The sequence below is a fragment of the Streptomyces sp. NPDC046866 genome (assembly GCF_040704625.1).
In the GTDB taxonomy this organism is placed as follows: domain Bacteria; phylum Actinomycetota; class Actinomycetes; order Streptomycetales; family Streptomycetaceae; genus Streptomyces.
Window position 1 is genome coordinate 188,282 of sequence record NZ_JBEYXN010000003.1, and the last position, 12,964, is coordinate 201,245.

10 protein-coding genes and 1 pseudogene are annotated in these 12,964 nt (G+C 72.4%); 7 read left to right on the plus strand and 4 right to left on the minus strand.

The genetic code is table 11. The features are described 5' to 3' along the window. Positions 1-3 precede the first annotated feature (3 nt). Genes nuoI through nuoN form a run of 6 tightly spaced genes read left to right on the plus strand, consistent with a single transcriptional unit; the run spans position 4 to position 6,911 of the window. Complete coding sequence (gene nuoI, locus AB0953_RS06820; RefSeq protein WP_366858351.1) at positions 4-600, plus strand: NADH-quinone oxidoreductase subunit NuoI; 597 nt, start codon at positions 4-6, stop codon at positions 598-600. Then, positions 597-1,412 carry an NADH-quinone oxidoreductase subunit J gene (locus AB0953_RS06825; RefSeq protein WP_366858352.1) on the plus strand — a complete coding sequence of 272 codons (816 nt, stop codon included), beginning with the start codon at positions 597-599 and terminating at the stop codon, positions 1,410-1,412. The genes nuoI and AB0953_RS06825 overlap by 4 nt, the downstream gene beginning before the upstream one ends. Next, positions 1,409-1,708: an NADH-quinone oxidoreductase subunit NuoK gene (nuoK, locus tag AB0953_RS06830; protein ID WP_189807950.1), complete on the plus strand. Its 300-nt coding sequence runs from the start codon at positions 1,409-1,411 to the stop codon at positions 1,706-1,708. Before AB0953_RS06825 ends, nuoK begins: the two co-directional genes overlap by 4 nt. A gap of 12 nt (positions 1,709-1,720) precedes the next feature. Continuing rightward, positions 1,721-3,661: an NADH-quinone oxidoreductase subunit L gene (gene nuoL / locus AB0953_RS06835; RefSeq protein WP_366858353.1), complete on the plus strand. Its 1,941-nt coding sequence runs from the start codon at positions 1,721-1,723 to the stop codon at positions 3,659-3,661. Between the two features lie 2 nt (positions 3,662-3,663). Beyond that, complete coding sequence (locus tag AB0953_RS06840; RefSeq protein WP_366858604.1) at positions 3,664-5,256, plus strand: NADH-quinone oxidoreductase subunit M; 1,593 nt, start codon at positions 3,664-3,666, stop codon at positions 5,254-5,256. Next, complete coding sequence (gene nuoN, locus AB0953_RS06845; RefSeq protein ID WP_366858354.1) at positions 5,253-6,911, plus strand: NADH-quinone oxidoreductase subunit NuoN; 1,659 nt, start codon at positions 5,253-5,255, stop codon at positions 6,909-6,911. Before AB0953_RS06840 ends, nuoN begins: the two co-directional genes overlap by 4 nt. Before the next feature lie 74 nt (positions 6,912-6,985). Here nuoN and AB0953_RS06850 read toward each other — a convergent pair whose 3' ends face one another. The 3 genes and pseudogenes from AB0953_RS06850 to fahA all read right to left on the minus strand — a co-directional run bounded on the left by AB0953_RS06850 (position 6,986) and on the right by fahA (position 9,559). Further along, positions 6,986-7,594, minus strand: coding sequence for a Uma2 family endonuclease (locus AB0953_RS06850; RefSeq protein ID WP_366858355.1), 609 nt, complete (start codon positions 7,592-7,594; stop codon positions 6,986-6,988). A 32-nt stretch (positions 7,595-7,626) separates the two neighbouring features. Beyond that, positions 7,627-7,936 (minus strand): annotated as a pseudogene (locus tag AB0953_RS06855) (HEAT repeat domain-containing protein); the annotation flags it as partial. 399 nt (positions 7,937-8,335) lie between these two features. Beyond that, the gene (fahA, locus tag AB0953_RS06860) at positions 8,336-9,559 is read right to left on the minus strand and encodes a fumarylacetoacetase (protein WP_366858356.1); all 1,224 of its coding nucleotides are present in this window, start codon (positions 9,557-9,559) and stop codon (positions 8,336-8,338) included. Between the two features lie 140 nt (positions 9,560-9,699). Between fahA and AB0953_RS06865 the strand changes: the two genes are divergently transcribed. After that, the gene (locus AB0953_RS06865; RefSeq protein ID WP_366858357.1) at positions 9,700-10,518 is read left to right on the plus strand and encodes an HAD family hydrolase; all 819 of its coding nucleotides are present in this window, start codon (positions 9,700-9,702) and stop codon (positions 10,516-10,518) included. Between the two features lie 269 nt (positions 10,519-10,787). Here the strand turns inward: AB0953_RS06865 and AB0953_RS06870 are convergent, their stop codons facing one another. Further along, positions 10,788-12,794: a CocE/NonD family hydrolase gene (locus AB0953_RS06870; protein ID WP_366858358.1), complete on the minus strand. Its 2,007-nt coding sequence runs from the start codon at positions 12,792-12,794 to the stop codon at positions 10,788-10,790. Positions 12,795-12,964: the final 170 nt, after the last annotated feature.

Below are 12,964 nucleotides of genomic sequence, written 5' to 3' on the forward strand. Positions count from 1 at the left end.
GACGTGTCTGACGAGAAGTGGCAGAACCCGGTGGCCGGCTTCGGCGTGACCTTCAAGGCCATGTTCAAGAAGCGCCTCACCGAGCAGTACCCGGAGCAGCAGAAGACCACCGCGCCGCGCTTCCACGGACGGCACCAGCTCAACCGGCACCCGGACGGTCTGGAGAAGTGCATCGGGTGCGAGCTGTGCGCCTGGGCCTGCCCCGCGGACGCCATCTACGTGGAGGGCGCGGACAACACCGACGAGGAGCGCTACTCCCCGGGGGAGCGCTACGGCCGCGTCTACCAGATCAACTACGCCCGCTGCATCCTGTGCGGGCTGTGCATCGAGGCGTGCCCGACGCGGGCGCTGACGATGACGAACGAGTTCGAACTGGCCGACTCCAGCCGCGAGTCGCTCATCTACACCAAGGAGCAGCTGCTCGCCGGGCTGACCGAGGGCATGGTCGAGCCCCCCCACGCGATGTACCCGGGCACGGACGAGCAGGACTACTACCGGGGCCTGGTGACGGGCGCGGCGCCGGGTACCGAGCGGCAGGCGGCGGTGTCCAAGGGCGAGGTCCCGGCGGAGAAGGACAAGGCCGAGGGGGTGGGGGCGTGAGCGCGATCGCCGCGGGCGCGGCCACCCTCACCTCCACGGGCGAGGCGGTGCAGTTCTGGATCCTGGGCACGGTCGCCGTGATCGGCGCGCTGGCCACGATCCTGATGAAGAAGGCCGTGCACAGCGCCCTCAGCCTCGCCGGGACCATGATCGTCCTGGCGGTGTTCTACCTCGCCAACGGGGCGTACTTCCTGGGCGTGGTCCAGGTGATCGTCTACACCGGCGCGATCATGATGCTGTTCCTCTTCGTGGTCATGCTCGTCGGCGTCACCGCCGCCGACTCGCTGAAGGAGACCATCAAGGGCCAGCGCTGGCTGGCCGTCCTGTGCGGGCTCGGCTTCGGCGTCCTGCTGATCGCCGGCATCGGCAACGCCTCGCTGAAGCACTTCAACGGGCTGGGGCGGGTCAACTCCGCCGGGCACGTGGAGGGCCTCGCCGAGCTGATCTTCACCAAGTACGTCTTCGCCTTCGAGATCACCGGCGCGCTGCTGATCACCGCCGCCGTCGGCGCGATGGTGCTGACCCACCGCGAGCGCACCGAGCGGGCCGCCACCCAGCGCGAGCTCGCCGAGCGGCGCGTCCGCGAGGGGGTCCAGCTCCCGCCGCTGCCCGCGCCCGGCGTGTACGCCCGGCACAACGCGGTGGACGTCCCCGGCCTGCTGCCGGACGGCACCCCGTCCGAGCTGACCGTCAGCAACACGCTGCGCTCCCGCGGCCAGGTCCGCGACGTCTCGACCGAGGCGCTGAAGGACCTGAAGGCCCTGGAGCGGCGGTCGGCGGAGCGCCTCGGCCGTGAGGAGGCCTCGAAGTGAACCCGGTCAACTACCTGTACCTGGCGGCCCTGCTGTTCACCATCGGGGCTGCGGGCGTGCTGATCCGGCGCAACACCATCGTGCTGTTCATGTGCGTGGAGCTGATGCTCAACGCCTGCAACCTCGCGTTCGTGGCGTTCTCCCGGATGCACGGCAACCTCGACGGCCAGATCATCGCCTTCTTCACGATGGTCGTCGCCGCCGCGGAGGTCGTGGTGGGCCTCGCGATCATCGTGTCGCTGTTCCGTACCCGCCACTCGGCCTCGGTCGACGACGCCAGCCTGATGAAGCTGTAAGGGGCGTACACAGTGGAGAATCTGATTGCGCTGCTGGTGGCGGCGCCCCTGCTCGGAGCGGCGGTGCTGCTGTGCGGCGGCCGCCGCCTCGACGGGGCCGGCCACTGGATCGGCACCGTGCTCGCCGCCGTCTCCTTCGGCATCGGCGTCGCCCTGTTCGCGGACATGCTGGGGCGCGGCGCCGAGGAGCGGACCCTGCACCAGCACCTGTACAGCTGGATCCCGGTCGAGGGCTTCCAGGCCGACGTCGCCTTCCAGCTGGACCAGCTGTCGATGACGTTCGTCCTGCTGATCTCCGGGGTGGGCACGCTCATCCACGTGTACTCGATCGGGTACATGGAGCACGACGAGCGCCGCCGCCGCTTCTTCGGCTACCTGAACCTCTTCCTCGCGGCGATGCTGCTGCTGGTCCTCGCCGACAACTACCTGCTGCTGTACGTCGGCTGGGAGGGCGTGGGCCTGGCCTCGTACCTGCTCATCGGCTTCTGGCAGCACAAGCCCAGCGCGGCGACCGCCGCGAAGAAGGCCTTCCTGGTCAACCGGGTCGGCGACATGGGCCTGTCCATCGCGATCATGGTCATGTTCACCACGTTCGGGACCTTCGCCTTCGGGCCCGTGCTGGCCTCGGTGGGGAAGACCTCCGAGGGCACGCTGACGGCGATCGCGCTGATGCTGCTGCTCGCCGCCTGCGGCAAGTCGGCGCAGGTACCGCTGCAGTCCTGGCTCGGCGACGCGATGGAGGGCCCGACCCCCGTCTCGGCCCTCATCCACGCCGCGACCATGGTCACCGCCGGCGTCTACCTGATCGTCCGCTCGGGGGCGGTCTTCAACGGGGCGCCGGACGCGCAGCTCGTCGTCACCGTCGTCGGCGCGGTCACCCTGCTCTTCGGTGCGATCGTCGGTTGCGCGAAGGACGACATCAAGAAGGCCCTCGCCGGGTCGACGATGTCGCAGATCGGCTACATGGTCCTCGCCGCCGGCCTCGGCCCCATCGGCTACGTCTTCGCGATCATGCACCTGGTGACGCACGGCTTCTTCAAGGCGGGCCTCTTCCTCGGCGCCGGCTCCGTGATGCACGGCATGAACGACGAGGTCGACATGCGCAAGTACGGCGGCCTGCGCTCGTACATGCCGATCACCTTCGTCACCTTCGGACTCGGCTACCTCGCCATCATCGGCTTCCCCGGCCTGTCCGGCTTCTTCTCCAAGGACAAGATCATCGAGGCGGCCTTCGCCAAGGGCGGCACCGAGGGCTGGATCCTCGGCGGCGCGGCCCTCCTCGGCGCGGCCATCACCGCCTTCTACATGACCCGGGTCATGCTGATGACCTTCTTCGGCGAGAAGCGCTGGCAGCCCGCCCCCGACGCGGACGCGGTGCCCAGCGCCGAACCGGCCGCCGAGCACCACGCCGGCGAGCTGCCCCACCCGCACGAGTCGCCGAAGTCCATGACGGTCCCGATGATCCTGCTGGCCTTCGGCTCGGTCTTCGCCGGCGGCTTCTTCTCCGTCGGCGAACGCTTCCTGAAGTGGCTGGAGCCCGTCACCGGCTACGAGCACGGGAACCCGCCGGTCAGCGCCCTGACGGTGACCCTCGCGACGATGGTCTGCCTCGTCATCGGCGTCGCGATCGCCTGGGCCATGTACGGGCGCCGGCCGGTGCCGGTCACCGCCCCGCGCGGCAGCCTGCTCACCCGGGCAGCCCGCCGCGACCTGCTCCAGGACGACTTCAACCACATCGTGCTGGTGCGCGGCGGGGAGCACCTGACCCGCTCCCTGGTGTACGTCGACCACAGCCTGGTCGACGGGGTCGTCAACGGGACCGCCGCCTCGGTCGGCGGCCTGTCGGGCCGGCTGCGCAGGGTCCAGAACGGCTACGCCCGCAGCTACGCGGTCTCGATGTTCGGGGGGACGGCGATCCTGATCGCCGCGACCCTGCTGATGAGGGCGGTGTGAGTATGTCCTTTCCGTTGTTGACGGTGACGGCCGCGGTCCCCGCGGCCGGCGCGGTCCTCACGGCGGCCGTCCCGGCCGCCCGGCGGACCGCCGCCAAGTGGATCGCGCTGCTGGTCTCGCTGGCCACGCTGGCGCTGGCCGTGCTCGTCGCGGTCCGCTTCGAGCCCGGCGGCGCGCGCTACCAGCTCACCGAGTCCCACAGCTGGATCCCCGCCTTCGGCGTCCGGTACGAACTCGGGGTCGACGGCATCGGGGTGGCGCTGATCGGGCTCACCGCCCTGCTGATCCCCTTCGTCATCGCCGCCGGATGGCACGACGCCGACCCCCTGGAGACGAGCTCGAGCCGCTGGCGGCCGACCCAGGGCTTCTTCGCCCTGATCCTCATGGTCGAGGCGATGGTGGTCATCTCCTTCGAGGCCACCGACGTCTTCCTCTTCTACATCTTCTTCGAAGCCATGCTCATCCCGATGTACTTCCTCATCGGCGGCTTCGGGGACCGGGCCCATGCGGGATCGGACGAGAACGCGGCCGCGCAGCGCAGCTACGCGGCGGTCAAGTTCCTCCTGTACAACCTGGCCGGCGGCCTGATCATGCTGGCCGCGGTCATCGGGCTGTACGTGGTCGCCGGGAGCTTCTCGCTCCAGGAGATCACCGCCGCCCGCGCCGCGGGCACCCTGGACATGGCGACCAACACCGAGCGGCTGCTGTTCCTCGGCTTCTTCTTCGCCTTCGCGGTGAAGGCCCCGCTGTGGCCGCTGCACACCTGGCTGCCGAACGCGATGGGCGAGGCCACCGCCCCGGTCGCCGTGCTGATCACCGCGGTCGTCGACAAGGTCGGCACCTTCGCCATGCTCCGCTTCTGCCTCGGGCTCTTCCCCGACGCCAGCAGGTGGGCCACCCCGGTGATCCTCGTCCTGGCCCTGGTCAGCATCGTCTACGGCGCGCTGCTCGCGGTCGGGCAGCGCGACATCAAGCGGCTGGTCGCGTACGCCTCGATCTCCCACTTCGGCTTCATCATCCTGGGCATCTTCGCGATGACCTCCCAGGGGCAGTCCGGGGCGACGCTCTACATGGTCAACCACGGCCTGTCGACCGCGGCGCTGATGCTGGTGGCCGGCTTCCTGATCTCGCGGCGCGGCTCCCGGCTCATCGCCGACTACGGCGGCGTGCAGAAGGTCGCCCCGGTGCTGGCCGGCACCTTCCTGATCGGCGGCCTCGCCACCCTCTCGCTGCCCGGCCTCGCGCCGTTCGTCAGCGAGTTCCTGGTGCTGGTCGGCACGTTCTCCCGGTACCCGGCCATCGGTGTCATCGCCACCATCGGCATCGTCCTGGCCGCCCTGTACACGCTGGTGCTCTACCAGCGCACCATGACCGGCCCCGTGAAGGAGGAGGTCCGGTCCATGCCGGACCTGCGCCTGCGCGAGCTCCTCGTGGTCGCCCCGCTGATCGCGCTGCTGATCGGGCTGGGCGTGTACCCCAAGCCGCTGACCGACATCGTCAACCCGGCGGTGCAGCACACCCTGTCGGACGTGAAGCAGAAGGACCCGAAGCCCGAGGTGGCTGTCGAGGCCAGGAACGGGGAGGCGGCGAAGTGAGCACCGCAACTGCTGCCCAGGGGGTGTGGGCGACGCTCGCCGCCCAGGCGCCCGCCGAACGGATCCCCGCCCCGCACATCGAGTACGCGCAGCTCGCGCCCACGCTCATCGTGGTGGGCGCGGCGGTCCTCGGGGTCCTCGTCGAGGCCTTCGTCCCGCGCAGGTCCCGCTACTCCGTGCAGGTGTTCCTCGCCGTCGCCGCGCTCGCCTCGGCGTTCGCGGCGGTCGTCGGGCTCGCCGCCGGCGGGTACGCGGGGGACAAGGCGCACATCGCCGCGATGGGCGCCGTCGCCGTCGACGGGCCCGCCCTCTTCCTGCAGGGCACCATCCTGCTGGCCTCGATCGTGGCCGTCTTCACCTTCGCCGAACGGCGCCTGGACCCCCGGGCGCACGGCAAGCGGGTCGACTCCTTCGCCGCCCAGGCGGCCTCCGTACCGGGCAGCGACAGCGAGAAGGCCGCCGTCAAGGCCGGATTCACCACCACCGAGGTCTTCCCGCTCGCCCTGTTCGCGATCTCCGGCATGCTGGTCTTCCCGGCGGCCGACGACCTGCTGACGCTGTTCGTGGCGCTGGAGGTCTTCTCCCTGCCGCTGTACCTGCTCTGCGCCCTCGCCCGCCGCCAGCGGCTGATGTCGCAGGAGGCCGCGGTGAAGTACTTCCTGCTGGGCGCCTTCTCCTCGGCGTTCCTGCTGTTCGGGATCGCCCTGCTCTACGGCTACGCGGGCTCCGTCTCGTACGCGGCGATCGCCGACGTGGTCGACGGCACGGTGGCGAACGTCGACCCGGCGCTCGCCGACACGATGGGCAACGACGCCCTGCTGCTGATCGGCGGGGCGCTGGTCCTGATGGGCCTGCTGTTCAAGGTCGGCGCGGTCCCCTTCCACATGTGGACCCCGGACGTCTACCAGGGCGCCCCAACCCCCGTCACCGGCTTCATGGCGGCGGCGACGAAGGTCGCGGCCTTCGGCGCGCTGCTGCGGCTGCTGTACGTGGTCCTGCCGGGGCTGCGGTGGGACTGGCGGCCGGTGATGTGGGGCGTGGCGATCGTGACGATGCTCGCGGGCGCGGTCATCGCGGTGACGCAGACCGACGTCAAGCGGCTGCTGGCCTACTCCTCGATCGCGCACGCCGGCTTCATCCTGGCCGGTGTGATCGCCACCTCGGCGGAGGGCGTCCAGTCCGTCCTCTTCTACCTCGGGGCGTACTCCTTCGTGACGATCGGCGCGTTCGCGGTGGTCACGCTGGTGCGCGACGCGGGCGGCGAGGCGACGCACCTGTCGAAGTGGGCCGGGCTCGGGCGGCGTTCTCCGCTGACGGCGGCCGTGTTCGCGGTGTTCCTGCTGGCCTTCGCGGGCATCCCGCTGACCTCCGGCTTCGCCGGCAAGTTCGCCGTGTTCAAGGCGGCGGCGGAGGGCGGTGCGGGCGCGCTGGTCGTGGTGGGTGTGATCTCCTCCGCGATCGCCGCGTTCTTCTACATCCGGGTCATCGTCCTGATGTTCTTCAGCGAGCCGAAGGCGGACGGGCCGACGGTGGCGGTGCCGTCGCCGCTGACGATGACGACGATCGCGGTCGGTGTCGCCGTCACCCTGGTCCTGGGTCTGGCCCCCCAGTACTTCCTGGACCTGGCGGGGCAGGCGAGCACGTTCGTGCGGTAGCCGGCGCACCGTTCGAGGCCGAGGGCCCGCCCCCTGAGAGCAGGGGACGGGCCCTCGGTCGTACCGGTGCACGGCTACTGGGGGCGCCGGCGCTTCGCGGTGATCTCGGTGAGGTCGAGGTCGACCGGGAAGGGGACCGAGACCTTCAGCCGGTCGTGGAAGATGCCGGTGGCCACGTACGCCTTGGTGGCCGGGTCGAGCTCGTAGACGTAGACCACTGCCTGGCCTTCCCTGTCCTCGACCCGCCAGAAGTGGGGGATCCTCGCGCGGGCGTACTTGAGCGGCTTGGTGCTGCGGTCACGCTCGACGGAATCGGGGGAGACGACTTCGACGGCCAAGCGGACGGACTCCGCGGGAAAACGCGTCTGTGTTCGATCTCCAACGACATCGCCGTCGACCACGACCACGTCTGGCTCCGGCCGGTTGTTCTCGTCGATGTCGATCGTGAATTCCCGGAAGACCTCCGCGTCGTCAGGTGCCAGTGACTGCAGCTGCCATTTGATGAAGTCGATGGCGCGCTCGTGGAAGACGCTCTGCGGACTCACGAAGATCAGGCTCCCGTCGATCAGCTCCGTATGAGGAGGCAGGTTGGGAAGCCGGTCAAGGTCGTCACCGGTCCAGCCGCCTGCCGGCGGGACGGGCCAGCGGTACGCGGGGTCGGTCTTTTCGGGATCGACGCTCATCGGTGGTGCTCCCATGCGGAGAGTCTCGCGAGTCAGTCCAGCGTATCGCCGGACGCGTCCGGGTCCGCGGTGGCCTTGGACAGGGCCGTGGCGGCGGGCGGGTGGGTGCGGTGGGGGAGGAGGGACAGGACGGCGGCCTTGCGGACGTCCGCGTTCGGGTCGGACAGGGCCGCCGCCCGGGCGGGCACGGCTCCCGCCGGGTCGGCAGCGCGCAGGGCCGTCGCCGCGCCCGCGCGGACCTGCCAGGCCGGGTCGGCCGGCGCGGCCGCCGCGTACGGGGGCGGGCAGCCGGTGGCGGCCAGGGCGGCCAGCGCCGCGCCCCGCACCAGCGGCGTCCGGGTCGGCCATCAGCGGGGCGAGCGGCTCCGGGCGGCCTGGATGCGGACATCAGGGTCGGCGTCGTCCAGCGTCGGCGGCGACTGCGCGCGGACCAGGCGCGGCACCGGCGGCGACCGGTACGGCGTGCTCACGGGTGCGTTCGGCCGGCATGCGAGGGAACATACCGACGGCGTGCGCCCGGTGGTGTTGCCGCAGTATTTGCGCCACTGCGGGGCTGGTCGGCGGCGGCCGCGACCTGCGGGTTCGCGGGCGGAGGAAGCGGAGGAAAGAGATCCGCCACCGCGCGGGTGCCGGGCGTCCCAGGGATCGGAACGGTGGCGTCCCGCGGACCGGACGGCGCCGCCCCCGGCGGGCGCGCGGGCGCCCGCCGGAGGCGGTCGGCGGGAGGCGGCGGTCAGCCGGTCAGCGGGACGGGGTGATGCGGCCCGTGACCTCGCCGAGGCCGACGCGGGTGCCTTGCGGGCCGGGGGCCCAGGCGGTGAGGGTGACGGTGTCGCCGTCCTCGAGGAAGGTGCGCTTGCCGTCGGCCAGTTCGATGGCGTCGCGGCCGTTCCAGGTGAGCTCCAGCAGGGAGCCGCGCTGGGCCACCTCCGGGCCGCTGACCGTGCCGGAGCCGAAGACGTCGCCGGTGCGCAGGGAGGCGCCGTTGACGGTCATGTGGGCGAGCTGCTGGGCGGCGGTCCAGTACATCGTCGAGAACGGCGGATGCGCGACCTCCTCCCCGTTGATGGAGACCGTGATGTGCAGGTCGAAGCCGCCGGGCCGCTCGGCGTCGGCGTCGTCGAGGTAGGGCAGCAGCGGGAAGTCGCGGGCCGGCGGGGCGGTGCGGGCGGCGTCCAGGGCCTCCAGCGGGGTCACCCAGGCGGAGACGGAGGTGGCGAAGGACTTGCCGAGGAACGGGCCGAGCGGGACGTACTCCCAGGCCTGGATGTCGCGCGCCGACCAGTCGTTGAGCAGGAACAGGCCGAAGACGTGGTCCTCGAAGTCGCCGAGCGCGACCGGGCTGCCCAGCTGTGAGGGGGTGCCGACGACGAAGCCGACCTCGGCCTCGATGTCCAGCTTGACCGAGGGGCCGAAGACCGGCGCGGCGTCGGCGGGCGTCTTGCGCTGCCCCGAGGGGCGCACGACGTCGGTGCCGGAGACGACGATGGTGCCGGAGCGGCCGTGGTAACCGATTGGCAGGTGCTTCCAGTTGGGGGTGAGCGGCTCGCCGTCGGGGCGGAACATGCGGCCCACGTTGGTGGCGTGGTGTTCGCTGGCGTAGAAGTCGACGTAGTCGGCGACCTCGTACGGCAGGTGCAGGGTGACCGCGTCCAGCGGGAGGACGTGCGGCTCGACGGTGACGCGGTGGCCGGGGTCGGTGACCCAGGCGGTCAGGGCGCGGCGCACGTCGCGCCAGGCGGTGCGGCCCGCGGCCAGCAGCGGGTTGAGCGAGGACTGCCCGAGCAGTTCGGCGTACGGGGAGCCGAGCGCCTGCGCGGCCGCCCCCGCGTCGAGCACGTGTCCGCCGATCCGCACGCCGATGCGGCGGCGGGCGTCGCCGTCGGTGGTGAAGACGCCGTACGGGAGGTTGTGCGGCCCGAACGGGTCGCCCTCGGGGACATCGAGGGGGCTCTGCTGGGGCATGGGGTACTGCCTCGCTTTCCATGCGGTCCGGGGGTGTCCCGGGGGCTCGTTGATACGTTACGTGGCTGGTGGGGCCTGCGGGAGGCCGGATTAGGGCGCTATTTGTAGGACTTGTCCATTGGGGTCCGTATCCTTGCGCCGTGACTTCCGCCCCGCTTTCGGCCCCCCCTTTCTCTTTGATCGCCACTGACCTGGACGGGACCCTGCTGCGCGCCGGAGACACCGTCTCCGCCCGCTCGTACGCGGCGCTCGCGACGGCGCGCGCCGCGGGCGCGCAGCACATCGTCGTCACCGGGCGCCCCGTTCCACAGGTCCGCCATGTCCTCGACAGCCTTGGGTACACGGGGCTCGCGGTGTGCGGGCAGGGCGCGCAGGTGTATGACGCGGCGCGCGGGAGCCTGTTGCACTCCGTGGAGATGGACCGCGAGCTGGCGGAGGTCGCCCTCGGCAAGATCGAGGCGGAGATCGGCGAGGTGTACGCGGCGGTCGACCAGGAGGGGGTCGACGCGGCGATGCTGATGGGGCCCGGCTACCGGATGCCGCACCCGCACCTGCCGACGGTGCGGGTGCGGCGGCGGGCCGACCTGTGGGCGGCGCCCATCAACAAGGTGCTGCTGCAGCACCCGGAGCTCGACGACGACGAGCTGACGCGGGTGGCGCGGGGGGTGGTCGGCCACCTGGTCAACGTGACGATGGCCGGGGAGCACACCGTGGAGCTCCAGCCGACGGGGGTGAGCAAGGCCAGCGGGCTGGCGCTGGCCGCCGGGCTGCTGGGCGTCGGGCCGTCGCACACCATCGCCTTCGGCGACATGCCGAACGACATCCCGATGTTCGCGTGGGCGGCGCACGGCGTGGCCATGGCCAACGCCCACCGGGAACTGGTCGAGGTCGCCGACGAGGTGACGCTGTCGAACGAACAGGACGGCATTGCGGTGGTCCTGGAACGCCTGTTCGGCTGAGCCGGGTTCGTTGGGGCGCCGCCCCACGCCCCGCGCCTCAATCGCCGGTGGGGCTGGATCGTGCCCATCCGCCGTTTCGAAGGCGAGCCGTCGGTATGCGAAGCCGGGGTCTGGCACGCCGCCTGGCGGGGGCTGGGGCGGCCACGTGTCGCTTCGGAGTGAGGCTGTGCCGACCGACCGTCGGCCCGCGTCGGCTTTCGGAGCTGAGGTTCGGCAACTCCGGCCCCGCCGGCGTTCGAGGCGGGGGGTCGGGCGGGGCCCGGGGGTGGTCAGCCCGTGGTGCGGGGGAGGCGGCGGGTCCAGGTGCGGTGGTGGACGATCTCCCCGCCCTCACGGCACAGCAGCTCGTCCGAGGTCAGGAAGGCGTCCTCCTCGCAGGTGATCTCCGAGCGGGTCTCGATGCGGACGTCCCAGCCCGACTCCGGCCGGTGCAGCCGGATCCGCCACTCGGCGCGGGTCCGGGCCGACAGCGGGTCCGCCTCCTGGATCTCGTACACCTCGGCGGCGTCCTCGCCGTACTCCAGGCCGTCCGGGTGGAGCCGCGTCCCGCCGCAGGGCGAGGGCGGGTCCACCTCCAGGCGCCACACCCCGAGCGCCACGTCCCGTACGACCACCCGCTCCGGCCGCGGCTCGTCCAGGGTGGCGGGGACGGCCACCCCCAGCGGCTCGGCCTGCTCGGGCGGCTCGAACACGACGCCCGGGTCCGCCGGCGACGGCCCGCGCACCGGCAGGACCAGCGCGCTGCCCGCCGGGTCCAGGGTCCAGCCGGCCTCGGAGCCGGCCCGCGGCCAGAGCCACGGCCAGTAGGCGGAGGAGAGGGCGAGCCGGATGCGGTGGCCCGGCGCGAAGGCGTGCCCGGTGGCGCCCAGCTCGACGACCACGTCCTCGTACGCGCCCACCGGCCACGGCACCGCCTTGTCGCGGCCGAGGCGGGCGGAGAGGTTCAGCGCGCCCCGCGTGACCAGCGTGGAGGAGCCGTCCGGGGCGACGTCGCACAGGCGGGCCGCCACCTGCCCGTACGGGACGTCCATGCGCAGCCGGAGCACGGCCCGCGGTCGGCCCAGGACCTCCACCGGCCGCGCGCCCGGCACCGGGAACTCGAAGCAGGCCGATCGCGCGTCCTCCGCGCGCTGGTCGGGCGGCAGGTCGGCGGCGCCGCCGACCGGCAGGCACCGGCCCGCGTCCACCCCGGTGTGCTGCGGCGAGGCCACGGCCACGGGCGCGCCCTGGAGCCCGTACGTGACCGGGGTGACGGCCGGCGAGGGCCAGGCGGCCTCCCCGGCCCACCGCCCCGGCAGGGCCTCGTACGCGGTCGCCGGCGGGTACGACGCGGCGATCCAGGACCGCAGCAGCGGCACGTCCATCGCCCCGTTGGGGGCGCCCCGCAGCCAGTGGTCCCACCAGCGCAGCGTCTCCTGCAGGAAGCCGATGGCGGGGCCCGGGGCCGCCGCCCGGTCCGGGTACGCGTGCGGCCAGGGCCCCAGCAGCCCGCGGACCCGGTCCGCGGGCAGGTGGGCGACGAGCCGCAGCACCGTGTCCCGGTGGGGGTCGTGCAGGCCGCCGACGGCGAGGACGGCCGCGCCGATCGCCCCGTAGTCCTCGCAGACGCTGCCGTGGCGCCAGTGGTCGTCGCGGGTGCCGTGCGCCAGCCAGGCGTGCACGGCCGGCTCCACCGCCTCCAGCCGCGCCAGCCACTGCTCGCGCCAGCCGTCGCCGGCGTACAGCGGGTCCGGCGGGCGGGCGGTGAGGGCCAGCAGGGCGGCCGAGCGTGCGGCCACGGCCTCGGCCGGTACGCAGCCGCCCGCGCCGTGGCCGTCCTCGAAGCGGTCGTCGGTGGAGCCGACGGTGACCACCGCCTTGAGGGCCTCGGGGGCGAACGCCGCGATCTGGAGGGCGACGGTGCCGCCCCAGCCGAGCCCGAACATGCCCACGGACCCCGTGCACCACGGCTGCGCCGCCAGCCACTCCACCACCGCGACCCCGTCGGCCAGTTCCCGCGGGGCGTACGGGTCGCCGGGGCGGCCGCCGCTGCACCCGTACCCGCGGACGTCCACCCGGACGGAGGCGTAGCCGTGGCCCGCGTACCAGGGGTGGCGCTGGGCGTCGCGCGCGGCGGTGGCGTCCGTGAGCCGGTGCGGCAGGTACTCCAGCAGGGCCGGGACGGGCGCGTCGGTCACGGGGCGCCAGATCCGGGCGTACAGCCGTACGCCGTCGGGCATCGGGATCCGGACGTCCTCGCGGGTCGTCCCGTACGGGAACTCGGTACGGATGAGCATGCCCGCCTCCGGATCGGACGCCTCGGCCGTCAGGAACCCGGCATATTCCGACAGAAAGGTATCTCCGGTCGTTTCGGCACGACACGAACATACCGGGCCGTGTCGGCCCGCGCCCCGGCGGCGGCGTGACGGGTGCTCTCGGTGATCGAAAACAGACCGGATACGCTGGC